The sequence below is a fragment of the Thalassotalea sp. G2M2-11 genome (assembly GCF_017168195.1).
In the GTDB taxonomy this organism is placed as follows: domain Bacteria; phylum Pseudomonadota; class Gammaproteobacteria; order Enterobacterales; family Alteromonadaceae; genus Thalassotalea_E.
Genome location: NZ_JADNYL010000002.1, coordinates 678867 through 703320 on the forward strand (window position 1 = coordinate 678867; position 24454 = coordinate 703320).

Below are 24454 nucleotides of genomic sequence, written 5' to 3' on the forward strand. Positions count from 1 at the left end.
GCCTTACAAAGGTATAAATGCCGCAGGTAAAATTAAATTGCGCCAATTGAACCTGATTATCAGTCTTATCTAATTTATAAAAAGAATAATAATGCTCAATATTCAGTGCGCCCCAGTAAGGAAAATTATATGACAACGCAAAGCGCTAAGACATTTTTCGGTCAACCCGAAGGTCTTCAAACATTGTTCTTAACAGAAATGTGGGAACGCATGAGTTACTACGGCATGCGCATGCTATTAGTACTCTTTATGACAGCAACTTTACAAGATGGTGGTTTAGGTTTAACCGTAGCTTCAGCCGCCGCCATTTATGGCTTGTATACCGGTAGTGTCTACTTTATGGGTTTACCTGGCGGTTGGATTTCAGACCGCTTACTCGGTGGTCAACGCGCCGTTTGGTACGGTGGCATTATCATTATGTGTGGACATATTATCCTAGCATTTCCAAGCGATAAAACGTTTTTCATCGGTTTGATTGTCGTCATTTTAGGCACAGGTTTATTAAAACCGAATATCGGCGCTATGGTTGGACAACTCTATTCTGAAGAAGACAAACGCCGTGATTCCGGATATGCCATCTATTATATGGGTATTAACTTAGGGTCGGTATTAGGTTACACAATCTGTGGATACTTAATGGAAGATCAAGAAAACTTTGGCTGGCACTGGGCATTTGGTGCAGCGGCTGTCGGTATGGCAATTGGTTTAGTGCAATACCGTAAAACACTCGGTAAATTACACGGTGTTGGTGACCAGCCAGCAGCTCCATTAACGAAAAAAGGTAAGCAAGTTAGTTGGACAGCCATTGGTGCAGTGTTAATTATGATAGTGACAGTAACCGCAATGGCGATCAATGGGGCAATAATTATCGACCCTGTTTCTGTAGCTCAGTATGTTGCTGTTAGTTTTACCATTATGTTTATCCTATATTATGCATCAATTTATATGTTTGGTAATTTAACACCTAACGAGATGAAACGCTTAGGCGCCTTATTGTTAGTGTGTATTGCCTCCGCATGTTTTTGGTCTGGTTTTGAACAAGCCGGCTCATCAATGAACCTTTTCGCTCGTGATTATACTGATCGCCTTATCGGTAGTTTTGAAATCCCCACAGGCTGGTTTCAATCACTCAATTCAATGTTCATCGTATTGCTATCGCCTTTTTTTGCTGCGCTTTGGATCAACTTAGGTAAGCGCTTTGTTAGCCCATCTTACGGCATCAAATGTGCAGTTGGTTTGATGATCATGGCCAGTGGTTTTATTGTGATGTTTTTTGCCGCACAGTACGCAGCGTCAGGAATGAAAGTCGCGCCATATTGGTTAGTAGCCACCTATTTCTTACATACCGTTGGTGAACTTTGTTTAAGCCCAGTAGCATTAAGTGCCGTTAGTAAGTTATCGCCACGTCGATTCGCCGGTCAAATGATGGGGGTTTTTGTATTAACCTACTCTATCGGTAATATTATTTCGGGCTTATTAGCCGGTAATTTTGATCCAAACCGTGTTGATCAATTACCAAACTTATACATACAAATCAGCTTATTCAGCATTGGTATTGGTATCGTTATCTTACTATTTGCATTTAAATCTCGTATCTGGGAAAACCTAGCCGAAGATAAAAAACCAGCACATGCTGATGAACAAGAAGCGGCAACGCTAAATATCTAATATGAACCCAGCGGTGGCAGTGCCACCGCTTTTTTTATGCATAACCATCACAACAGACAAGCACTGCGACAACAAATTCGTCAAGCCCGTAGCGCACTCTCACCAGAGTTTCAACAACAAGCATCTCAGTTGTTAGTTAAACAACTGCAAGGTATTAATGCTATTGCTTGTGCAAAAAAAGTAGCAATTTACTTAGCCAATGACGGCGAACTTAATACAGCCGAGTTTATTCAATGGTGTTGGTCCCAAGATATTGCCACGTATATTCCTGTGCTACATCCATTTAGTAAGGGACATTTACTGTTTCTGCATTATCAGGCAAGCACTGAGATGGTCATCAATAAATATGGCATTAGTGAACCAAAACTTGATATACGCCAAGTTTGTCCACCAACCTCATTCGATATCATCTTTACGCCATTAGTGGCTTTTGACCGCACAGGCGCCAGATTAGGTATGGGCGGGGGATATTACGATAGAACACTTGCCAAGCTCACAGCACCAGAGCCTAAAATCATTGGGTTAGCTCATGATTGCCAAGAGCTACCTGCAATCCCTACAGAGAATTGGGACATCCCATTAAAGCAAATTATCACGCCTACCACTTGCTATCAATTTAGTTAAATATAATCACACTGGTAAAAATTAGCCTGCTATAATAGCGCTGTTCATATTAACGTAACCTCTTAATTAGGAATGGTCATGACTCAAGACGAAATGAAAAAAGCAGCAGCACTTAAGGCATTGGAGTTTGTACAAGAAGATACCATAGTCGGTGTTGGTACAGGTTCCACTGTTAATCATTTTATTGATGCTTTAGCGACGATGAAGCACAAAATTGAAGGGGCTGTTTCTAGCTCGGAAGAGTCAACAAAGCGGTTAAGAGCTCTTGGTATCGAAGTCTTTGATTTAAATAGTGTCAGTGAAATTGACGTTTACGTTGACGGTGCAGATGAAATCACTGAGCACATGGCTATGATCAAGGGCGGCGGCGCAGCACTAACGCGTGAAAAAATCGTCGCAGCTGTCGCTAAAACCTTCGTCTGTATCTGTGATGAAAGTAAACAAGTTCCTGTACTTGGCAAGTTTCCTCTACCAGTAGAAGTGATCCCAATGGCACGTAGTTATGTGGCAAGAGAGCTTGTTAAATTGGGTGGTGATCCTGAGTATCGTCTAGGGGTTGTTACCGACAATGGTAATGTCATTCTGGATGTGCATAACTTAGACATAATTGATCCAACAGCACTGGAAGCTAAGATTAATGCCATTGTAGGGGTTGTTACCAATGGACTATTTGCCCATCGCGGTGCAGATATTCTGGTATTAGGCACTAAAAACGGTGCAAAAGTCGTAAAATAACACTTTAGAGTTTATGCACTATATGGTAGTTTAGAAACTTATTTTGGATATCTAGCCATCTAAACAATATTAGCGAGAGCGAATAAGCACATGAGTAATAAATCATTAGCGAAAGAAAAAATTAGGATCTTGTTACTTGAAGGCGTTCATCAAAGCGCCTTAGAAGAGTTAAAATCTCAAGGTTACTCAAATATTGAGTACCTAAAAACCTCACTATCAGAAGAAGACCTGATTGAAAAAATTGCTGATGTGCACTTTATTGGCATCCGCTCCCGCACTATGCTTACCAGTCATGTCTTAAGTCACGCGAAAAAATTAGTCGCAATTGGTTGTTTTTGCATTGGCACGAATCAGGTTGACACCAAAGCAGCACAGCAGCGCGGCATACCAGTATTTAATGCGCCGTTTTCTAATACGCGTTCTGTTGCGGAGTTAGTGATTGGTGAACTACTATTATTGTTACGCGGGATCCCAGAAAAAAGCGCCCAAGCTCACCGCGGCGTATGGAATAAATCAGCCGCAGGTTCGGTAGAAGCTCGAGGTAAAACCCTTGGCATTATCGGCTACGGACACATTGGTACTCAATTGGGTATTTTGGCAGAAACTATCGGTATGAAAGTACGTTTCTACGATATCGAAACTAAACTGCCGCTTGGCAATGCTAGCCAGGCGCCTAGCTTAACCTCATTATTGCAAGAATCTGATGTGGTGAGTTTACATGTACCAGAAACACCACAAACTAAAAATATGATGGGCGCTGCAGAGTTTGATGTGATGAAAAATGGCGTCATTTTCATTAATGCTTCGCGTGGTACTGTTGTTGATATTGACGCATTATCTGAGGCGCTTAGCAGTAAAAAGGTGGCAGGCGCGGCAATCGATGTATTCCCTGTAGAGCCAAAAAGTAACGATGAAGAATTTATCTCGCCACTACGTGAATTTGATAATGTCATTCTTACACCACACATTGGTGGTAGTACAAAAGAGGCGCAAGAAAATATCGGACTTGAAGTTGCCAGCAAAATTGCAAAATACTCCGACAATGGCTCTACACTTTCAGCGGTCAACTTCCCTGAAGTATCCTTGCCAGGACATTCAGGCACAAGCCGTCTATTGCACATTCACCATAACCAACCTGGTATTTTAACTAAAATTAACTTGGCATTTGCTGATAATGATATCAATATTGCCGCACAATATTTACAAACCGATGATCAAATTGGTTACGTTGTTATTGATGTGGAAACCGATCATAGTGAAACGGCATTAAAAGCATTAAAAGCGATTGAAGGTACGATTAAAGCGCGTATTCTACATTAGCCTAATAAACAACGCTGGAAAAGAAAAGCCGAGATTACTATCTCGGCTTTTTTGTGTGGTGACTCACCTGATCTAGTTGTTAACTAAACAAATGGTTAAAAAAGCAAGTGCATACAAACCAAAGCAAATAGGCCCGCGACCACATCATCAATCATGATCCCAAATCCACCATGACAATGTTTATCCAACCAAGAAATAGGCCACGGTTTAACAATATCGAAAAAACGAAAGAGTACAAAGCCAGCCAACACTGAACTGACACTGACAGGCACTAAGATCATGGTGATCAAAAAGCCGACAAATTCATCCCAGACAATTGCAGGGTGATCATGAACTTGTACGGCATCAGCTGCGTATCGACAAATATAAACACCTGTAACCATCATCACAATAACCAATGCAATATACCATGGTGCAGATAACAGACTAGCCATAAAAAAAACAGGTACTGCCGCAAGTGTACCAAAGGTGCCAGGGGCTTTTGGCGCAAGTCCACTGCCAAAACCTAAGGCAAGAAACTGTATGGGATTGCTCAGCTTAAACGGTAATTGAGTATGATGATCATTGGTCATTGTCAAAGTGCTCAAAACCTTTACTATTAATTTGTGTCGGTTGGCTATTTAATGTGGTGGTGATTTTACCAGAATGATTTAACTGACCGATACAAGTTATCGTTTGTCCGACATCTGCCAAGGCTGTCTCCATGCCAACTTTCTTATCTTCAGATACGGTAAACAAGAGTTCGTAATCATCGCCGCCCTGCAGGGCTAATTCAATCGCTTGTTCAGCTCCGAGAGTGTCATAAAGTGCATTTGAAATGGGTAACTGATCAAGCACTAAGTTAACTCCCACATTAGAGCTAGTACAAATATGCTGTAAATCTGCCAATAAGCCATCAGACAAATCGATTGCTGCAGTTGCATATTCCCTTAAGGTTTGTCCAGCTAGTACCTGAGGCGAAGGATAGTCTAAACGTTTTTTCACTAAGGTATAAGTGTCAAATGGTAGCTCTAATTCACCGTAATAATGTTTAAGCGCCAATGCGGCGTCGCCAATTTCACCTGTTACATATAACCAATCACCCGGTTTTGCACCGGTACGGGTGATTTGTTTGTCAAATGGTACTGTGCCTTGAGCCGTTACGGTAATGCTTAATGGTCCTTGGGTGGTATCACCGCCAATCAATTGCACATTATAAAATTCGCATAGCTCAAAAACACCTTCACAGAATTCTCCTACCCAGTCTTCATCGGCTTCGGGCAAGGTTAAGGCCAATGAAATCCATGCAGGTTCAGCACCCATAGCAGCCAAATCAGAAAGATTAACGGCAATGGCCTTATGACCTATTGCTTTCGCATTGGTAAATTCGGGAAAGTGCACACCAGCAACTAAAGTATCAGTAGTAACTGCAATATGCTGACGCTCTGGCGCTATCAATAGCGCGCAATCATCGCCGATACCTAAGGCAACATCTTTACGCTTAACCACTTGTTCAGTGAAATAACTTCGGATCAGTTCAAACTCTTTCATGGTAAAACTATTCGCTTATTAACTGAATAAAAATCAAACTCATTAGTCATTAAAAACTAGAAAGGCGCTCTTTGTCAGGCGCCTTTCATATTTCTAAGCAATCAACGGGCTATTCGTTAGGTCTAATCAATTTAACCGCTTTATCAAGTACACCATTAACAAACTTATGACTGTCATCAGCGGCAAAAAGTTTCGCTAATTCGATCGCTTCATTAATTACCACACGATAAGGCACATCTGAGCAATCACTTAGTTCATAAATAGCCACACGAATAATTGCTTTTTCAATGTGATCAATATCGCCTAATGGACGATCAACATGAGGTTCAATCGCTGCATCAATTGAACCCACTTGACTCGTAACGCCACGGAATAATTTTTGAAAATATTCAATTTCAAAACGACGTTTCGCATTTTCTGTTAAGAAATGCGTTTCAACATCTGTGACTGAATTGTCGCTCATTTGCCATGAATAAACTGCTTGAACAGCAAGTTCACGGGCTTTTCTTCTAGGTGATGGTTTCACAAAAACATCCTAATTAAAATTTGCTAGCTAGATTATAGCTGAGATAGCACATTAACCATTTCTAATGCACCAAGTGCTGCTTCACCGCCTTTATTACCGGCTTTAGTGCCAGCACGTTCTATCGCTTGCTCTATAGAATCTGTGGTGATCACACCAAATGAGACAGGGATTTCTGAATCTAAACATACTTGTGCAAGCCCTTTGTTACATTCGCCAGCAACAAAGTCAAAATGCGGTGTGCCACCACGAATAACTGCACCGATGGCAATAATGGCATCAAATTTACCACTTTTCGCAGCTTTTTTAGCAACTAATGGCAACTCATAAGCACCAGGTACTTTGATCACTGTAATATCAGCATCAGCAACATCACCATGGCGTTTAAGGGTATCAATAGCCCCTTCTAATAAGCTATCAACAATAAAATGATTAAAACGAGACACTACAATGGCAAATTTTTTGCCTTGAGCAACAAAAGAACCTTCAATTACGTTCATGTAAATAGACCTATCGATAAAAATTGTCGCGATTCTACCAAAAAAAGCTCAATTTAGGTACTGGTTTGTCAGGAAATATTCAAAGTACCTAGCGAGGGAAAAACAAAAAAGCGATGATGTTAGTCATGGCTTGCGTTAAAATAAGCAAAAAAGATTATCTTGAACATTATGACCATTTACTTTTCTTCTAAAAATATTCCTGAATTAGCCAACTTATCAATCAAAGAGCGCCAAGAAGTCATCGCAAAAGCACAACAAAAGTTCACCGCGCCTGAAAAATTAATACTTAACTTACTGAAATTAATAATGCTAGTACCGCCGTTTTTGTTCTTAGCGAGGCAAGAGTGGACAAATTTAGCGGCAGCAACCGTTATTATGTTATTGGTACACTATTTTATTAATAAACCGCTTCAGTATTTGATCTGTCGAAAATATATAAAGTAATGCAAGATGCAGTAAATAATTATTACTTATAAAGCCAACGATGCACGCGCTTAATGAATTGAAAATTAGAAGATAAATAATACCTAATTTTTGCTTGCATATGCCCACTTCCCACTTGTTTAATTAGCATTTTTAATGGCATCGGCTGTCTTAATCGTCGTAACCGCATAAACGCTTGGTTGCATTTATTTATGCTCGTCATCAAATGTGCATGTTTATCAAAATACTGATCGTAGCCTTTGACACTTTTCGGATCACCAATCATACGCTCAGTTGTTGCCGTATCATTTACAATATAACTTGCATGACCAATACGGTATGCAGGGCCATAAGTAATTATTAAACGTGTCCATAAGTCGTAGTCTTGACAAGCAACAAAATTTTCATCAAAACCGCCAACGGCGATCACTCTTTCCCGTTTGACTAATACTTGAGTTGTTGCTTCGTTATAACTGAGCTGATGTGCGAGTGTAATAATGCCTTGTTTTGCATCAATCAAACGTTTTTTCTTACCGTAATCCCAGTACATACTAGAGCAAACAAAGGCATAATTGTCATTGTAAGCTGCATGTAAACGAATTAGACGCTCGGGCAAAAATTCATCATCATCATCTAAGCCTGTGATAAACTCACCTTTAGCATTATTAATGGCAATATTTCTTGCAGCGCAGGCGCCAATACTGGTCTCATTATGTACGACATAAACATTATCATGGCGCTGAGCCAATTCATTCAAATAGCCTTTAGTGCCGTCAGTAGAACCATCATTAACAATATGAATGTCAATATTAGGGTAAGTCTGAGCGAAAACAGAATTGATTGCGCGCTTTAGCAAAGCTAGCCTATTTTTCGTGGGCATATAAATAGAAATAAGCGGCAAATCACCGCTCGTTTGGGTATTATCGATTTGACTCATCTCGCTCCCATTGGAAAACAAAACCTAATTGATATTGTAATCTCGCCATAATTTTGGCATATAGCTTACAAGCAATAAATATTGGTATTAACCAAGCATTCACCTGATTAAATCCGCTCAGTTCCGCAGCTGACTTATCAAAATAACCTAATTTTGCCAACTGAAAATTACCTCGTTCAACGCGCGTTAACACCGCAAGTAAGTTTTTTAGGTTTTTAGGACATATAAATTCAAACGAAATATTACTTAATATCTTATATTCATGATGATGAAATTGTCGGCGAATATATTCGTCATCAGCAATAACATCTGGTAATGGCGTAAGTTGTTGAACCGCCGCTTGAGATAAAGCAATCACATTGGATAGTCGATGTTTTTCATTGTATTGAGAACGCTTTGCCACTCGATAATATGCTTTAACCCACCATGAACTTTTTTCATATTGAAAATGTAACTTAGGAGCAGCGCAATGAAGGTTTTCAGTTTTTAGTTGCTCAACCAATTGAGTAATATTCTGTCCAGAAACCAAAATATCTGCATCTAATAACACAACAGGAAATTCAACAACTTGAGTTAAACCTAAATTAATAGCAGATATTTTTGATGCTTTGACAGTTTCTAACACATTTAAGCGAATGTGCTGTTGTTTTAATAGAGCAGACTGCTCAACAATAAAACGTTCGACGACAGCAAACGTTTTATCAACACAACCATTACACACCACAATAATATGAGCATATTGTAATGCTTTGTCGTGCAACAAATAAGAGAGTGTTTGAGTGATCAGTTGTGCTTCGTTAAATGCAGGAATTATTATACTTTTCATGCCGCTATTATACGCACAAGATTAATGACAAGGTAGTAACTTTCATTACTCTTGAAGAATGAGCTGTCGCACTTTCTCAATTAATGAATTTGATAGGTTAGCATCTTCTATGAGAGTCGAGCTATCTACAGTCATCACCTCAATATTATTTTTAAGTGCTGATACACCTTCTTTATAATTATACTCATCGAAAGTATACACACTAACCCCTAGTCCTAACGATTCAGCATAATCATTTAATACATTAATTTGCTCCTCCCCCAAATGATAATCTAATTCAACCATGCTCATACCACATTCATGTGCCTGCTCTATCTCAGCTAACATGGCATCTTGTGCTTTCACATAATGAATACGACTGAGTTTGATAAAGGAAATGATTTCTTGATACTTTCGCTCAGTTAACACTTCTCTGATGTTATAAAGTGTCGTTTCATATTCAAAGCTACGTAATACAAACATCCTATTTTGATTAAAATATTCATATTCCCCGCCTTCGCTTTTGTATTTCATTAGCACATCTAAAAAATTTCTAATACTTTGTTTATTTTTTATTTTTCCTTTTACTTCAAGAAAAATATTTACGTCTGACTGTCTTAATAAACTGTTATCAACTATCTTCTCAAATGAAACTTGTTTCGAAGCTAGTTCGTGGCTCACCATAGCTTGTTTGCTTCGTCCATTAGGAATAACGATATCCAACTCAATAATATCTACCCGTTCTTCAATCGCCGCTTCAATTACCTGATAAGTATCTAAAACATCAGCGCTGTCGTTGATATAACAATTGTGACAAGCAATTGCGACTTTATTACCTGTTGTAGGACTTTCAGCAAACTGTGCATCTAACCCTTGCCAAAAATAAGTTTCAGAATTAGTAACAGGAGTAATATCAGTACAATTGTTGGTATCCTTATTATTACAAGCGGACATAAGCGCCAACAACACCAGCATACTGGCTACAAAAATTTTTCTCATATTAAAAACATTACCTATTTAATGAGTACTTTGTTGGTAATTCATTCCTTCACGATCAAAGTACGCGACATGCGAATTAATTTTTCTTTGAAAGTATCAATATCATTTGATTTATCTTTTGTCCATAACACTTTAGACAACGCAGTATTTGAGGTAACATCATGTACTGTAGGTGCTTATTTTGACTATACATTCATTAGGATTAAAATTCGTTATCCGTGATTAATCTGAGTTATTTCATCGATAAATGTTTCCTGCTATTTTTCTTTAATGTAGAATGCAATTCCTTCAAGCATTAGATAATTCTATTTAGAATGTAGCTCAAAGTATTTTAAGATATCTTTAGCTTTAATAATTTTAATTATATAAATAAAAAATGGATGGGAGTATTAATCCTTTAATGTTAAAAAATCGTCCCGAAGTGATACTTATGGTATATGGAAAAGGAGGTCATGCAGCACAGATGACTCGCTTTATTAATGGCGCACCTGAAGAACTAAAAAGTATACCGTTTATAGCTTTAACTGACGTTGAAACAAAGGATAATAACTTTATTCGCCAATTTTATTGTGTAGAAGCACGTGACAAATTTTCTCATTTTAAAAATATTATCATTTTTATCCTGTATTTTTTTTGGTCACTAGCCCAAATAACTCGCATAATGATTAATTACCGGGTGATTGCTATGATTTCAACAGGTCCTGGGGTTGCTGTTGTACCAGGAATAATTTGTCGGTTGTTTAACATTAAAGTTGTCTACTTCGAGTCATGGTCTCGTGTTTTTACGCCATCTCTTGCAGGAAAGGTTATGTATCACATTGCTAATTTGTTTTTTATTCAACATGAATCATTAAAAAAACATTATCCTAAGAGCCGCTTCTTCGGTAGATTATGAATATTTTTGTTACCGTAGGTCATACTCATTACAATGCTTTATTTAAGGCTGTAAATGAGCAGTTATCACCAAAAAAGTATCACATTGTCAATCAGATCTCTGAAGGGACATATCTTCCTGACAACCATCGTTATTTCAAATACACTGCTCACGTACAAGATGAAGTAAATAAGGCTGACTTAGTTATCACTCATGCCGGTGCAGGTTCTGTATTTAATTTATTAGAAATGGCAAAACCAACTCTGATTGTGCCTAATTTTGATCGAATAGATAACCATCAGCAAGATTTAGCTGATTTTGTCATCAAAAATAACTATGCTTGTGTCTGCACTGATCTACAGCGACTTGAGGAGTTCGTGTTAAAATCAGTTAATAACCAATTCACTCCATATCAGAAAAATAACTTTTGTGGTTATGAGAAAATACTTGAAATCATAAAATAGTTTATCATGACACTTACAGAGATTGCCGCTTTAGGAACGCTATAACCTTGTACGATATGTTACGGCTTCTTGTTTAAATTCAGCCATAAAAGAAGTTCTGTTTATTTGTTTTGTCATTTAACACCTCAATCATTGGATTATATTCCAGTACTAAAGTGTCTTATTTGATTATTGTAGATCACATTAAAATACTAAAAATCATTTAAATGTTACACTAACACCAGAAACTGAACAGAAAAGCTTCGTCAAAGTCAATTATTATCTAGCAGCGAGTTTGCATTGGCACGTAGGTACTTACTCCCCCAATAAGCCCGTAGACTAAATACCAGAATCTCTACCAATAAGACGCATATCGCGACAGAATATGCGGCAGTATAATCGAACCAATAGCAAAAACTCAGTAAAGATAATTGCAATGCGGCACCTAAAAATACGCTTCTGTTCGCCAAGTTGACCTTCCCTAACGCTCCCAACAAAGGATAACCTAGCATAGTAGAGGGCGTAGTAAACATTAAGGTGACTAAAAAAATGAGTAATACTGAATTAGCATTGACAAATTCTATACCGAATAAAAGTTCAATAACCTGCTCACCAATAACAGATCCTATCAATACACCTATTAGACAACATAAAACCGCCCATTTCATTACTTTAAATAAAAGGGAAAAATTTCTATTTTTAAGCATGTTAGGATAGATAGCCTGAGACAGGGGAGAGAAAAAAGCTTGCGCTCCTTTGTATAGTTGTTCAGCAGCAGAATAGTAGGCAACTTGAACACTCGTTCCCCAAAGCCCTAAGAAAACTGTCCCCGCCGCTGTATATGTACTAACCGCGGCGCGAGACCAAAAAAACTCCATTGAGGTCTTAAAGGTTTCCAATACGCTTTGCCAACCTGGCCAAGTTGGGCGATATCCCAATTTGTAAATTAGAGTCAACCCTAACAATGCTGCAACACAATAAGTGACACCATTAAATAGTGCTACGTATACGTAATCTTCTTTAGTTGACACAAAAAACACGACCAGTAACAAAAAACTCAAGCGTGAAAGTAATGAGAATAAAGTTATATATCCCATTTTTTCAATACCATGAAAGAACCAGACTGGCTGCAAGGTTGTGCCAGCTAGAATTAAAATACTTAGTAGTAATAGTTCCCGATGTTCAGCATATTGCTGAGTATTCAATGCATATAGGAATATTGCAGCGGACACGAGCATGAACAGTAAGATCCTGCAGCAATAGATAGCGCCGACAACCTTGTTAATCTTTACTACATCGCCTCTGATTTTACTTAAGGCTACTGGGGCGTATAAAGAGAATCCATAATCAGTAATAACAAAGCCTAATTGCGCTATCCCTAAGCCAAAAGCGACTAGTCCATAGTATTGAGCACCAAGTACATGGGTGAGGTATGGCAACATGATAAACGGCAGCACCATATTAGCGATTTGAATAACAAACAAAGCGCCGGCGTTTTTAAATACCCGTTTCTGCTCTTGCTTATCGTCATTTGCTGGCATGTTGCTTAATCTATCACTCATGGTAATTCATTTAATTCGACTAAACCTTTCACCTATAGAAGGCTCAGATAGTTTTTTGCAGACTGGCGTGTATGAAATTCACTTAAATCAACAAGCGGACAGAAAGGCGAATCTAGTTGTAATTGCATGGCATTTGCTAGCGCATCCGTATCAGGAAACGCTACAAGAGCGGGTGAATCATCACCGAGTAACATTCTTGGCCCTGTTGGGCAATCAAATGACACTACAGGCCGTCCTAAAGCTATTGCTTCAGGTAATACAATAGAAAGTCCTTCCCACCTTGAAGACAATACAAACAGTGAGCTTTGGCGCATAAAATACCAAGGGTTATCCGTGTATCCCAAGAAATGTACGCGATCTTGGACTCCTAAGGTACGGCATAGATTTTCCAAAGATTCTCGATCTTCACCTTCGCCAATAAGCACCAGATCTGCATCAGGTATTGTCGAGGCTATTTTCTCAAATGCAGTTATGAGTAAGTCGAACCCTTTTTGCTCAGCAAGTCTGCCAGCCCCTAATATAACTCTTTTATTTGCCGGCCAGCCATTGAGTTTATTTGGCGTACGCTCGCTAAAGGTAAAAATATCAGGGTCGATAATCGGGTTTTTTATTGCTTTTACATTATGTTGTTTCGATTTTGGAACTGTCACTTTTAATTGTGCGGCTATTTCATCGGTTACGCCAATAAAAGCTTTGGCCTTGTAATATAAATATTTGTATAGTTTTTTCGTATACCAACGTACGTCACCTTTGGATTGACCGGGCTCCAGTGGCACATGTCTTGTCACAAACCAAGAGTATGATGGCTTTTTGAATAGCTGTGCCAAATAAGTGAGAATATTTCCTTGCTCTTTACCCGAGATAATTAAATCAACGTGGTTTTGCTGAAGATATCGCCTTAGCTTTATTACAGACTTAATAAATTGAAAACGGCCAGTCGTTGCACAACATACATGATGAACCTTAATAGCTCCAGAAAGCTGCTGCGCTACAGGCACATTTTCAAACGTAATTATAGTGCAATTGCTTCCATTTTCTTGCATTCCTTTTGCAAGTTGTACTGCATATCGTTCCACTCCACCTTGACCAAGGTTGGGTATTACTATAGCGACGTTCTTGTTTTCAATCATCTAATGTCTCATTCGTTTCATACAAATTTAAGTTATTATTCTATTATTAATACCAACTAATGCCTGAAATGCGCCACAATCCGCTTACTTGAATCATGATCTTTATAATCAAAGCATAGATCTTTAATACGTTGTCTGGCTTCGTTTGAACTTGTGGTATTTTCAGGGTTCAAGAGAAATTCTTCTACCTGCTCCATCGTTGTCACTACTGGTCCATACACTACTTCGTCAAAGGGCATATAAAACTCCCTGCTTTTAGCCAAATAGTCATCTAAATCGTGAGCGAAATAACAAATCGGCCTATCCAACAAAGCATAATCAAACATGATTGACGAATAATCTGTTATTAACCCATGAGTATGAGGAAGTATGCAATAAACATCTTGACCTGAATCGAGCAATTCAATATTGCTACATTGCTGAACACTTTCAACTAAAGACAATGGCGTTAACGGGTGAAGTTTTAGAATTAAAATAGTATTTCTTTTCGCTAATTTTTTATCCAACCCAATAAAGTCCCAATTTTGCTCTTTTATAAAGTTCGGAGCATGGTCACGCCATGTTGGCATAAAAATAAATGCTTTATCGTATGTTTTAATTTTTTTAATGAATTCTTGCTCATGGATAGATGACCAACGGTTAAGCCATTTTGAGCTATAGTTTTCATCCCAGAACAAAGGTTCTAACCTAGGATAACCTATATTTAAACATTGCTCTGCAGGAACGCGCAGTGCGCTACTAAAGGACATATTGCTTATATATTCAGAGGTAGAAACTAAGTTTTTATAAATCTCATCATCCGGAGTATATAAAAATATTTTTCGGATAATAAATGATAATTTTTTATAGCGGTTAGCGAAGGAATCAACATCAAAGTGGATTTTTTTTAGTGGAACCCCATGCCAGAGATTTACCAACCACGCTCCTCCAGAGGCAACATAGTTTACATCAGATGAACATACATTAAAAAACCAATATTTACTTCGAAATGCTAGCCATATCCCTGGTAAACTCCAACGATAATGAGCTTCTGCTCCTTTTGAACGAATGTAACGACTATCTTCACGGCTTCCAGCTATCCATATTGCCCGAATATCTGGCGCATGCTCGACTGTATGACAATATAAATATTTTGAGTTTCCCTCAAAACCATAGGCAGAACCAAAAACCCAAATCTTGCTATTTCTAGGAAAAAATTTACTCAACAGATAAAGCAAACAAAATAGAGGAAGAAGCAGAGTCGTTATTAGTTTCTTCATCAGATTAAAACGTGTATTTTTCAAACAATTCACCAAAGTTCAGTATATAACTACAAAATTTAATTATGAAATAGCCGCCACCATTTGGGGCGCGATGTTAACAAAAAATGAAATTTATTGATACTGGCTTTTGTCACCGTAGAAAAGTATAAACAGTACTTCTATAGAGTGAATATTGAAAGCCTATACGCTTTATTTATCAGTGATTTTAAGGCCAAATGATGGATTAAATATGACAGGAATTAAGATAGACCACCTTATAACGTAAAAAGCCAAATTCAAAACCCTTTACTATTTTTTAATTGTTCAAAGACAACAACAGTAAAATAAATTAATTAACTTTGTGATTTTAAGCTGTTCAATATAAAATGCTTGCCAAAATCGATTTTTGTTGGTTTTTGTTCTTTTTATAATCAGGTTATACACATTGATAAAACACACAAATTTAAATCGAAATAACTACATTTTTCTCTAAATGAATATAAAACATTGGCGACTTTTATTGTTGTTAAGGTATTTTTCTTTTGAAAGTAAATAACTTATCAGTACATTATATTTTTTGGACTTTCCTCTTACTATTTCCTGCCCTTTCGTGGTTGCCAGGAGGAGTTGGTACTGCGCAAAAATTGCTTCACATTAGCGTTTTTCTATTTGTTATTACCTTAGTGCTAATAAAAAAACCCGCTAGGCCTGATGCTAAAATGGTGTATTTTCTTCTAGGCTATGTATTAGTTACGGTATCGTATTATATTTTTACAACCTTAGTTTTCACCACAAATTTGAGTTGGATGGATGTAACAGATTTCACTCGCCCTATCGTTTATTTAGTCTATTTATCCATTCCCCTTTTATACCCTCTATCAGGTGAACAACTAAAAGCATTAATGAAATTTTTTGTTGTCGCTTGTGTAATACAAATAGTGTTTTCAGCTTTTGTATACTTTCCAGCATTGTGGGGCATTGCTGATATATATAAAGGTCGCATGAGTGATGACGTCGTTGTTTTCCACTTTTTTAGGTGGTCTGGTACTTATGGTTATCCATCAGATTTTGCATTCTATCTATCATTTTTTATATATTATCAATACTTTAAATTAGTTGATGCTAAAAATGAATTTCAGTTCAAAGATTGGCTTTTTGTTGGGGTTGTTTTTCTTGCCTTAATTTTAACGCTATCTAGAGGGGGAATTGGTACAATTATTATAATGCTTGGCCTAAGCTATTTGTTCGGTAGAGGTAAAAAAAGTAAGGCGGTTAATGCAACGCTAATGTTAATCATTGTGGTATCTATTACTCTCGCTACGAGTATCTCCTTAACATTTGAAAAATCGAATATGCTAAAGCTTGATTATATCGAGAGTATGTTTGGTGGCGAAGAAAAAGACTCATCAACCAATCACCGTGTCGTTGAAATGGAACTTGCTGTAGAATACTTTGATAAATGCTTCCCTTTTGGCTGTGGCTCAAATCGAATAGAGCTTAAAAAGCGTATTAGTGTTATTGAAAGCCTTTATGGATATCAATTAGCGAAATGGGGCGCTATTGGCTTAATATTATATTTTGTATTGCTCTTTTGGATGGTTAACATTTTATACGCGTCAGCAAAAACTCATAAAAAAGGGAGCTTTGAATCCATTTTTTCTTATGCTACTTTACTTTTGGTTTTGTCTATCCCTGTCGCTTTTGGTTTTTCTTCAGCGATGAGTGACAGGTTTAAAACACTCCCATTACACTATCTCTTTATTGGCTATGTGATCAACTTGCATGCAATAAAGAAAAGACAACAGAAGATTAAGGTTGAAAGACTTGAAGTTAAGGACGTGAATTGAGACAAAATATTATGAAGAAGTTGGATGATAAAATATCTATTTGTTTAGATTTTCCTTTAATATTGTCTTCTGTTAAGGGCGAAAAGCAAACATTAGTATCTTTTGTTAATCCATTTTCATATAACGTATTAATAAAGTCACCAGAACTTATTGATGGTATAGATTATTTTTATTCTGACGGTAGTCTACTGCAAAGACTTCACAATATTTTCCATCCAAAATCAAAGGTTGCTAGACTTAGTTTTGATTACTCTTCCATTGCTGGCGAAGTATTTGAGTATGCTCAAAATAATTCGCTTAAAATAGCATTGGTTGGTGGTACATCTGCCGAGATACTTAAAGCTAAAGAAAATATTGAATATTGCTTTCCCTCTTTGGATATTACTTATGCTCGCTCTGGATATTTTGATGATCAACAAAATAAGAATGAAGCATTTAAGTGCATTGAAAAGTCAGGTGCAGATATTTTAATTGTAGGAATGGGGACCCCTATTCAAGATCAATTTATTATAGAAGCTAAAGTTAGCTGTCCAAACGTTAAGTTAATGTTTACTTGCGGAGGGTTTTTAACTCAAACTTCAATTAAAACAGATTATTATCACCCTCTCATTAAAAAATTTGGATTGAGGTGGTTACAAAGAATGGTAATGCATAAGCATGTTCGCCAGCGCGTAATTAAAGATTACCCTAAATTTTTAATTTCCTACTTATATGAACATATTGCGATGCTAACATCTCGTAAAAGTTAACAGATAGAAGATATTCTAAATTAGATACAACTCACATTTAAGCTCTGTCAAAATCTGTTGTATTTAATCAAATTGGTGTAAAAATATCCTTGTGTTTTTTACACCTAAGAATTCACTAATAAATGGCGTAAATTAAGTGATAAAACAAGAAGAAAATATAATGCAAGATGAAGAAGTAAATTTCAGTGAGTTATGGCGAACCCTCTGGGCAAGAAAAATAACGATTATTAGCGTGACTCTGGTATTTTCAGTCGCAGCTATATTTTTTGCATTATCAAAACCTAATATATATAAAGCTTCAGTTATTCTAACTCCTGTTTCAAATGAAGGAAGTGTCGGGGGATTAGCTGCATTAGCGGGCCAGTTTGGTGGTTTAGCTAGTATGGCTGGAATCAACCTAGGCTCAGGCGGTAGTGATAAAACAAACTTGGCATTAGAAATCATTAAATCACGTTCTTTTTTAGAGAATTTCATTGCAAAGCATAATTTATTAGTACCTATTATGGCTGCTACCCATTGGGATGAAGCTACTGATAAGCTAATATTAGATGATGATATCTATGATCAAGCGAATAAAAAGTGGATAAGAGATGTTAAAGCGCCCAAAACCCCTAAACCATCCCTATGGGAAGCATACAAAGAATTCTCTGACCTTCTATATATAGATTATGATAAAAAAGCGGCAACTATAATAATAGATATTGAATATTACTCCCCTAAAATAGCTCGACAATGGCTTGAATGGTTAATAGCTGATTTGAACGCATTTATGAGTAAGCAAGATTTTGAAGAAGCCAAAGCGTCAATTGATTATTTAAACAATGAATTAAGTGGAATAAAAGTCAAAGCGATGGAAAGCGTCTTCTATCAATTGATTGAAGAGCAAACAAAGAACATGATGCTAATTAGTGTTAAGCCTGAATATGTTTTAAAAACTATTGATCCACCTCAAGTACCAGAGGAGAGAGAGAAACCTAATCGCGCTCTTATTGTAATTTTAGGTACTATACTTGGAGGAATGCTATCGATAATTATTGTATTACTTCAAAGACGTAACAATGAATAGAACCAATTTCTTAGAAATACAGTCAACCTGACTTGTACTCTATTTCTATATTAAGTGCTTCCTTCTATCAATGTATCACAATAACTAAAAAGAAAATGACAGGGCTAGACGATGAATATCGTTCATCCCTGTTAGCAACTGGATTTAAAATGCGCTAGCCGTGACCTGAATAGTTTTCCTAACTATCTTTCTTTAACAATTTCAATTAATTCGGTGGTACTAATCGAGGGAGTTCGTGGTAAATAAACAACTTTACAAATATCTGAAAATTCGTCAAATTTCCCTTGCCAGTCATCTCCCATTACCAAAAAATCGGCTTTATGATCAATAATATACTGTCGTTTGAGCTCTAATGATTCTTCATAAAACACATGATCAACACAAGCAAGAGCATCAACAATTTCTGCTCTACTATTCTGAGGACATACAGGGTAGCGTTGTTTTTTTGAAAAATTTAGTGCATCTGTTGATACACCTACAATTAAATAGTCACCATATTCAGCCGCTCTTTTTAAAATATTTAAATGACCAACATGGAAAATATCAAACGTACCAAAAGTTATGACTCGAGTCATTCAGACAACTTAATCTACTATGAAAAATTTCGCGTATTCTACAGCAGATACCTATAAGACGCTAGCGCTCAAAATCAGCTTTCTACCGTAAAAAATTATCTTTAAATACACTCAAGACACTCTGGTTTCAGTTTTCTTCTTTATTGTCTCAGGCTGGCTAATATGCTCTGCAATCACCGACCACATTTACTCGGCTTTTTCTTTATAAGTTTGGCTACTCGAGAGCAATTGCAGTTTTGTCTTAGCTAATGATAAAAGGGTCGACTCAATTAAAGAGGATAATTGTGCAGAAGTTAAGTCGGCACTTAATAACATATCCGTTTGCTGGTACTCATCAAATAACTGTTCATATTTATGACTCCAACTCGTTCCTATACATGGAGCTATAGTAGGGCGACAGCTTAAATATTGAGCGCCAAAATATACTTAATATGGATTACAGTATTCAATTACACACCAAAATTTTAAAAGTTCTACCTAAGTAAACAAAATGCAACTACAAAAAAGTAAACATATTGTTAAATTTGATACCCCAAAAGAAGAAAGTCTTTGTGATATATTTCTTTAACTTTTCTTACTGACTGAGCACTAACACTTACTTTTTTCTTTACTTTTTGACTGCTATTTTCCCAAGGCAAATTTTCTGGAAAAATATACTTCTTAGAAAACTTCTGCCAATCCTGCTGCAAACTTTCATACTTTAATAATTCATCTACTTTGCAATTAAACTCTCGATCAAAGACAAACAAATATTGAGGATAAAATAAGGGCTGTTCCATGATGAAATCAGATGAAAACACGTTAACGACAAAACTATCAAAATCACTAGAGCGCTCTTCGATATACTCTTTTAATTTCAAATCTGAAGAAGATTGGTTACCTCCTTGAATGCTATAGTTATATGCAGACTTTAAGCGAGACAAAGGCTCTCTAACTATCGCAAACTTTACATATCTCTCAAAAAAGTAGTCATTAGACTCATAAAAATCATACCATTTTGCATGTTTTCTCCCGTTATTATCCCCAAACAGTGCTAAGACACTACTACCAGCATTTTTAGGTATGTGAACAAAAATACATTTATGTTTATGCATAAATGGTTTGAAAGGATAATAAGATAACGGAATTCGCTTGAAAATCTTTTTCTTGAGGTTACCTAACATTCTCTTTAAATTAATATTTCTGTGAATTTTTATTAATGATATCATTTACCATCAATAACAAGCCAACAAAATAATTAGTTGGCTGGCTGTTTTAATGTGAAATTGAAATGAATATTTTGGTTCTTCCATCATGGTTTGAAAATGCAAGAAGCCCGACCCTTGGCTCTTTTTTTAAAGATCAATCAATAGCGCTACTTAACCTTGGGCATAACGTAGCGATCATCCACCCAAACGCTGTATCTTTTAAAAGCATACAACATTGGAGACGAAAAAATATTAGCAATGAAAATAGCTTACCTATTTACACTAGTTCTTATTTCACAATTCCCAAATTAAGACAATACAATATTAAAAGACGAGTTAAACAATTTGAAAAACTATATATTCAATACGCATCAGACTTTGGAAAACCTGACGTGCTTCACGCACATAGTTGTGCTTTAGGTCCTTTTGGCTCTGCAGGGCTTGCTGCACACTATATTTCACAGAAATATAAAATACCCTTTGTTATTACAGAGCATGCGTCATCTTTTCATACTAAATATTATCAGCGAGAAGAAGTACCGTTAATCCATAACGCATTTAGTGAAGCGTCAAGCGTAATAGCGGTATCAAAAAGTTTAGCTTACGATTTACATAAATTTGGTGTTACAAGAAACATTCACATCATAGGAAATATAATAGATATTGATAATTTCAAACTGACTAACCAAGTCAAAGAAAGTAATTATTATACTTTTGTTGTAGTTGCTTATTTACGCCCTATTAAGCAAATAGATGTGATAATTAAAGCCTTTGCCAAAGCTGTAACTATTAATTCAAATATTAAGTTGAAAATCATTGGAGATGGGGAGCAAAAAGAAGAATTAGTTTCACTTTCAAAAAAACTGAAAGTTAATGATAGTATTTTGTTTTTAGGTGAACTTCCTCGTATCCAAGTAGTTCAAGAAATGCTTACGTCAGATTGTTACTTGTTAGCGTCTCAATATGAAACATTTTCAGTAGCCGTCCACGAGGCGTTAGCGGTAGGGAAATCAGTTATATCTTCTTGTTGTGGTGGTCCTGAAACTACCATTAAAGCACTTAATGAAACATTGCTCACATCATTTAACATTAATACTTTATCTGAGACCATGTTAAATAAAAGCTATGAGAGAAAAACCAGAGAAGACGCACAAACTAAAAGCCAGTACATTTATCAAAATTTTTCAGCTCAAAATATCGCAAGCAAAGTAAGTAACCTATTGGAAAAAGCCATTTCAGAGCAATAAAAGATGCCCCTTAAAATGAATTCAAAAATTGCGCTGTTTCAAAAGTCAATATTACCACTAGCAATAAAGGTTGCTACCGCAGCCTTAGGGTTAACATTTAATTATGTTGCAACCAGACACTTATCCGCCCATGAATTTGGATTGTTCTCTATTTCACAGCTGCTAATTATAATTTTGGCAACTTTCTGTAAGCTAGGGCTTGATACTGCAATAATAAAACTTAGCGCTCTTAGAGTTAACAATAAGGAGCAGCCCAATAATTATTACACAGCAGTATTAATATCATTTTCTATAAGCATATTAGTCAGCTATATTTTTTACCTTATAGGGGAAAGCACTCTTACCTATATTTTTAACAAAGCAGAACTAGGTAGTTTAAGTTCATATATTGCTGTAATGATTTTTCCTACGGTTTTCTTAGCTATTAATTCCGGTATGCTCAGAGGTGCTCAACGAGCCAGTTTATCATTAGTATTTAACGGGCTATTTACTTTAACTTTATCGACATTGCTTATTTTAATTAACTCTCCTCATAGTGCTTTAGCATTAATTAAGCTCGTGTTTGTCTCAAATTGCATTGCATGTTGTCTAAGCTTTTTAGTATGTTTCAAACTAGAAAGCTTTTTCTTAAATACGAATAAAAAACAATTAAAATCTCTACTTAATACTAGTATATCCTTATGGATAGTTTCTATAGTAGCTATAACCATCCAGCAATTTTCTACACTGATTTTAGCAAAATATACTAATGCGTCTGATGTAGGTATTTATTATATTGCCTTAAAGGTCTCATTATTAATGCCCTTTTTTCTCATTGCAATCAACGCAGTAAATGCCCCCAAATTTGCACAACTTTATGCTAGTGGAGAAATTCAGGAACTAAGATCGCTTGTAAAAAGTATTCAAATGTTACTTATAGGAATCGCTATATCTAGTAGTATCATAGTTATTGTATTCGCAGACTTTATCCTTAATATCTTTGGCCCCACATACAATCAAGGTGCCTTATGGTTGCAAATTCTAGTTTTAGGGCAATTTATCAACTTATCAACAGGCTCTGCTGTGAACTTGCTTATTATGACTGGTCATGAAAAGCAACACCGTAATAACTGCTTAATCATCGCACTTCTAACAATTGCACTTGGATTAATTTTAATCCCTAAGTATCAAGCACTTGGTGCAGCAATAACCACCGCTATAGCAATAGCTAGCCAAAACCTTTTAAGTTATTATTTTGTCAATAAAAAGGTATATAACACATAGTGTTTAGGCTAAAATACTCCAACATTTTTTGTTAGTTTTACTCCGTGATTTCAACATTCGATAACTGTTTATATATTCACATCCCAAAAACTGCTGGCCAAAGCGTAGAGTCAGTTTTTTTAGAAAGAGCAGGATTAAGCTGGGAAGAACGTGAAGTGATGCTACTAAAGCCTAATTCCAACCCTGAACTAGGCCCTCCTCGTTTAGCACACCTGACAACTCAAGAATACTTAGACTACGGCTACTTAACAAAAGAAGAGTTAAATAAGTTATTTAAATTCACTATTGTCAGAAACCCTTGGGATAGGTTAGTTTCTGAATACAGATATAAGCAACACAAATATACCTTTAAAGACTTCTTGTTTAAGCACTTCCCAGAAGAGGGTGTAGATGATTACAGGGAGCATAATGGCATTTATAGACATGTCATGCCGCAATATCAATTTGTTTACGATAATAACGATAACTTAATGGTAGATTTTGTCGGTAAATTTGAAAACCTTAAAGAAGACTTTGCCACCATTACCAAGCAGTTATGTGGTAGCCCGTTAGATCTTCCACACAAAAACAAAACTCAAAATACTTCATACGTTCACTCGTTGAAAAAGAAGTTACTCCTTAGCAATCCAGAGAAAAATAAACCTTCATCTTCTTATAAAGATTATTACGATAATGAATCAAAAGAGTATGTTCAAAAGCTTTACATGAAAGATATAGCGTACTTTGATTATTCATTCTAATAGCAAATTAGTGGCTTTCCTAAGAACCCTACTGGCATACGCATACTAGTTTAGCAGCTTTGCCTTTAATTTTTTATAAGGTGCTATTCCAGCATGATGTCACAGAAAATAATAATAGTTTTCCCAATGAGCTATTTAAAGCCTTAAACCTTCATCATCTTTACAATCTAACCGTTAGTAGTTTTCACGTTATCACTTAGTTGTATCGCTCTACCTTGCCATTTAAGTTTGGGCTATTAAGCTAATGTAAATATCTATTAAGTCTACTTCTAATGTATGTCAATGAAGCATTATTTAGCATTCATGACTGTTATCCATTTTTATTATTTTATTCTGAAAGAAAATTTTTAATAACATTTAAATTTAGAACGAGAATATCTCGGGATATTATTTGGGAGTCGATTAAGTCTATTTAACACTAGAACGTTATAGCCCCCAATTTGAGAGACTTTTATATCGTGGAATC

Annotated in this window: 25 protein-coding genes; 13 read left to right on the top strand and 12 right to left on the bottom strand. The window is 36.4% G+C overall.

All coding sequences use genetic code 11. The features are described 5' to 3' along the window. Window positions 1-129 precede the first annotated feature (129 nt). The 4 genes from IV514_RS08900 (at window position 130) to serA (ending at window position 4347) form a co-directional block, all read left to right on the top strand. Window positions 130-1668, top strand: coding sequence for a peptide MFS transporter (locus tag IV514_RS08900; RefSeq protein ID WP_206484661.1), 1539 nt, complete (start codon window positions 130-132; stop codon window positions 1666-1668). A gap of 36 nt (window positions 1669-1704) precedes the next feature. Continuing rightward, the gene (locus IV514_RS08905; RefSeq protein ID WP_206484663.1) at window positions 1705-2292 is read left to right on the top strand and encodes a 5-formyltetrahydrofolate cyclo-ligase; all 588 of its coding nucleotides are present in this window, start codon (window positions 1705-1707) and stop codon (window positions 2290-2292) included. Window positions 2293-2370: 78 nt separating this feature from the next. Further along, window positions 2371-3027: a ribose-5-phosphate isomerase RpiA gene (gene rpiA, locus IV514_RS08910; protein ID WP_206484665.1), complete on the top strand. Its 657-nt coding sequence runs from the start codon at window positions 2371-2373 to the stop codon at window positions 3025-3027. A gap of 90 nt (window positions 3028-3117) precedes the next feature. Beyond that, entirely contained in the window at window positions 3118-4347 is a 1230-nt protein-coding gene (gene serA / locus IV514_RS08915) for a phosphoglycerate dehydrogenase (protein ID WP_206484667.1), read from the top strand. A gap of 95 nt (window positions 4348-4442) precedes the next feature. Here the strand turns inward: serA and IV514_RS08920 are convergent, their stop codons facing one another. The 4 genes from IV514_RS08920 to ribE form a co-directional block, all read right to left on the bottom strand. Further along, window positions 4443-4919, bottom strand: a complete 477-nt coding sequence (locus tag IV514_RS08920) for a phosphatidylglycerophosphatase A (protein ID WP_206485298.1) — start codon at window positions 4917-4919, stop codon at window positions 4443-4445. Continuing rightward, window positions 4909-5877 (bottom strand): thiamine-phosphate kinase, encoded by a 969-nt coding sequence (gene thiL, locus IV514_RS08925; RefSeq protein ID WP_206484669.1) that lies wholly within the window; start codon window positions 5875-5877, stop codon window positions 4909-4911. Before thiL ends, IV514_RS08920 begins: the two co-directional genes overlap by 11 nt. Window positions 5878-5986: 109 nt before the next feature. Then, the gene (nusB, locus tag IV514_RS08930; protein WP_206484671.1) at window positions 5987-6403 is read right to left on the bottom strand and encodes a transcription antitermination factor NusB; all 417 of its coding nucleotides are present in this window, start codon (window positions 6401-6403) and stop codon (window positions 5987-5989) included. Between the two features lie 32 nt (window positions 6404-6435). Continuing rightward, on the bottom strand, window positions 6436-6900 hold the full coding sequence (gene ribE / locus IV514_RS08935) for a 6,7-dimethyl-8-ribityllumazine synthase (RefSeq protein WP_206484674.1): 465 nt from the start codon (window positions 6898-6900) through the stop codon (window positions 6436-6438). A 168-nt stretch (window positions 6901-7068) separates the two neighbouring features. Here ribE and IV514_RS08940 point away from each other — a divergent pair, with 168 nt between their 5' ends. Further along, window positions 7069-7344 carry a DUF6170 family protein gene (locus tag IV514_RS08940; protein WP_206484675.1) on the top strand — a complete coding sequence of 92 codons (276 nt, stop codon included), beginning with the start codon at window positions 7069-7071 and terminating at the stop codon, window positions 7342-7344. 22 nt (window positions 7345-7366) lie between these two features. Here the strand turns inward: IV514_RS08940 and IV514_RS08945 are convergent, their stop codons facing one another. The 3 genes from IV514_RS08945 to IV514_RS08955 are packed head-to-tail and all read right to left on the bottom strand — an operon-like array spanning window position 7367 to window position 10064. Beyond that, window positions 7367-8260, bottom strand: coding sequence for a glycosyltransferase (locus IV514_RS08945; RefSeq protein ID WP_206484676.1), 894 nt, complete (start codon window positions 8258-8260; stop codon window positions 7367-7369). Next, window positions 8244-9086: a glycosyltransferase gene (locus IV514_RS08950; RefSeq protein ID WP_206484677.1), complete on the bottom strand. Its 843-nt coding sequence runs from the start codon at window positions 9084-9086 to the stop codon at window positions 8244-8246. The genes IV514_RS08945 and IV514_RS08950 overlap by 17 nt, the downstream gene beginning before the upstream one ends. Before the next feature lie 45 nt (window positions 9087-9131). Then, window positions 9132-10064 carry a hypothetical protein gene (locus tag IV514_RS08955; protein WP_206484678.1) on the bottom strand — a complete coding sequence of 311 codons (933 nt, stop codon included), beginning with the start codon at window positions 10062-10064 and terminating at the stop codon, window positions 9132-9134. A gap of 400 nt (window positions 10065-10464) precedes the next feature. Between IV514_RS08955 and pssD the strand changes: the two genes are divergently transcribed. Next, window positions 10465-10959: a PssD/Cps14F family polysaccharide biosynthesis glycosyltransferase gene (gene pssD / locus IV514_RS08960; RefSeq protein ID WP_206484679.1), complete on the top strand. Its 495-nt coding sequence runs from the start codon at window positions 10465-10467 to the stop codon at window positions 10957-10959. Further along, complete coding sequence (gene pssE / locus IV514_RS08965) at window positions 10956-11402, top strand: PssE/Cps14G family polysaccharide biosynthesis glycosyltransferase (protein WP_206484680.1); 447 nt, start codon at window positions 10956-10958, stop codon at window positions 11400-11402. Before pssD ends, pssE begins: the two co-directional genes overlap by 4 nt. A gap of 251 nt (window positions 11403-11653) precedes the next feature. On the opposite strand, the gene IV514_RS08970 is transcribed toward pssE, so the two are convergent. Genes IV514_RS08970 through IV514_RS08980 form a run of 3 tightly spaced genes read right to left on the bottom strand, consistent with a single transcriptional unit; the run spans window position 11654 to window position 15356 of the window. Then, complete coding sequence (locus IV514_RS08970) at window positions 11654-12943, bottom strand: oligosaccharide flippase family protein (RefSeq protein WP_206484681.1); 1290 nt, start codon at window positions 12941-12943, stop codon at window positions 11654-11656. A 32-nt stretch (window positions 12944-12975) separates the two neighbouring features. Further along, window positions 12976-14073, bottom strand: coding sequence for a glycosyltransferase (locus IV514_RS08975; RefSeq protein WP_206484682.1), 1098 nt, complete (start codon window positions 14071-14073; stop codon window positions 12976-12978). A 56-nt stretch (window positions 14074-14129) separates the two neighbouring features. Continuing rightward, window positions 14130-15356 (bottom strand): CDP-glycerol glycerophosphotransferase family protein, encoded by a 1227-nt coding sequence (locus IV514_RS08980; protein ID WP_206484683.1) that lies wholly within the window; start codon window positions 15354-15356, stop codon window positions 14130-14132. 500 nt (window positions 15357-15856) lie between these two features. Between IV514_RS08980 and IV514_RS08985 the strand changes: the two genes are divergently transcribed. The 3 genes from IV514_RS08985 to IV514_RS08995 all read left to right on the top strand — a co-directional run bounded on the left by IV514_RS08985 (window position 15857) and on the right by IV514_RS08995 (window position 18976). Further along, window positions 15857-17161, top strand: a complete 1305-nt coding sequence (locus tag IV514_RS08985) for an O-antigen ligase family protein (RefSeq protein WP_206484684.1) — start codon at window positions 15857-15859, stop codon at window positions 17159-17161. Next, complete coding sequence (locus tag IV514_RS08990; protein ID WP_206484685.1) at window positions 17158-17910, top strand: WecB/TagA/CpsF family glycosyltransferase; 753 nt, start codon at window positions 17158-17160, stop codon at window positions 17908-17910. The genes IV514_RS08985 and IV514_RS08990 overlap by 4 nt, the downstream gene beginning before the upstream one ends. A gap of 160 nt (window positions 17911-18070) precedes the next feature. Continuing rightward, window positions 18071-18976 (top strand): Wzz/FepE/Etk N-terminal domain-containing protein, encoded by a 906-nt coding sequence (locus tag IV514_RS08995; protein ID WP_206484686.1) that lies wholly within the window; start codon window positions 18071-18073, stop codon window positions 18974-18976. 182 nt (window positions 18977-19158) lie between these two features. Here IV514_RS08995 and IV514_RS09000 read toward each other — a convergent pair whose 3' ends face one another. After that, window positions 19159-19551, bottom strand: a complete 393-nt coding sequence (locus IV514_RS09000; RefSeq protein WP_206484687.1) for an adenylyltransferase/cytidyltransferase family protein — start codon at window positions 19549-19551, stop codon at window positions 19159-19161. 518 nt (window positions 19552-20069) lie between these two features. Then, complete coding sequence (locus IV514_RS09005; protein WP_206484688.1) at window positions 20070-20759, bottom strand: sulfotransferase family 2 domain-containing protein; 690 nt, start codon at window positions 20757-20759, stop codon at window positions 20070-20072. A gap of 62 nt (window positions 20760-20821) precedes the next feature. Between IV514_RS09005 and IV514_RS09010 the strand changes: the two genes are divergently transcribed. Genes IV514_RS09010 through IV514_RS09020 form a run of 3 tightly spaced genes read left to right on the top strand, consistent with a single transcriptional unit; the run spans window position 20822 to window position 23988 of the window. Beyond that, the gene (locus IV514_RS09010) at window positions 20822-21985 is read left to right on the top strand and encodes a glycosyltransferase (RefSeq protein ID WP_206484689.1); all 1164 of its coding nucleotides are present in this window, start codon (window positions 20822-20824) and stop codon (window positions 21983-21985) included. Window positions 21986-22000: 15 nt separating this feature from the next. After that, window positions 22001-23248 carry an oligosaccharide flippase family protein gene (locus IV514_RS09015; protein WP_206484690.1) on the top strand — a complete coding sequence of 416 codons (1248 nt, stop codon included), beginning with the start codon at window positions 22001-22003 and terminating at the stop codon, window positions 23246-23248. A 44-nt stretch (window positions 23249-23292) separates the two neighbouring features. Further along, a complete protein-coding gene (locus IV514_RS09020; RefSeq protein WP_206484691.1) occupies window positions 23293-23988 on the top strand; it encodes a sulfotransferase family protein in 696 nt (231 codons plus the stop codon). Window positions 23989-24454: the final 466 nt, after the last annotated feature.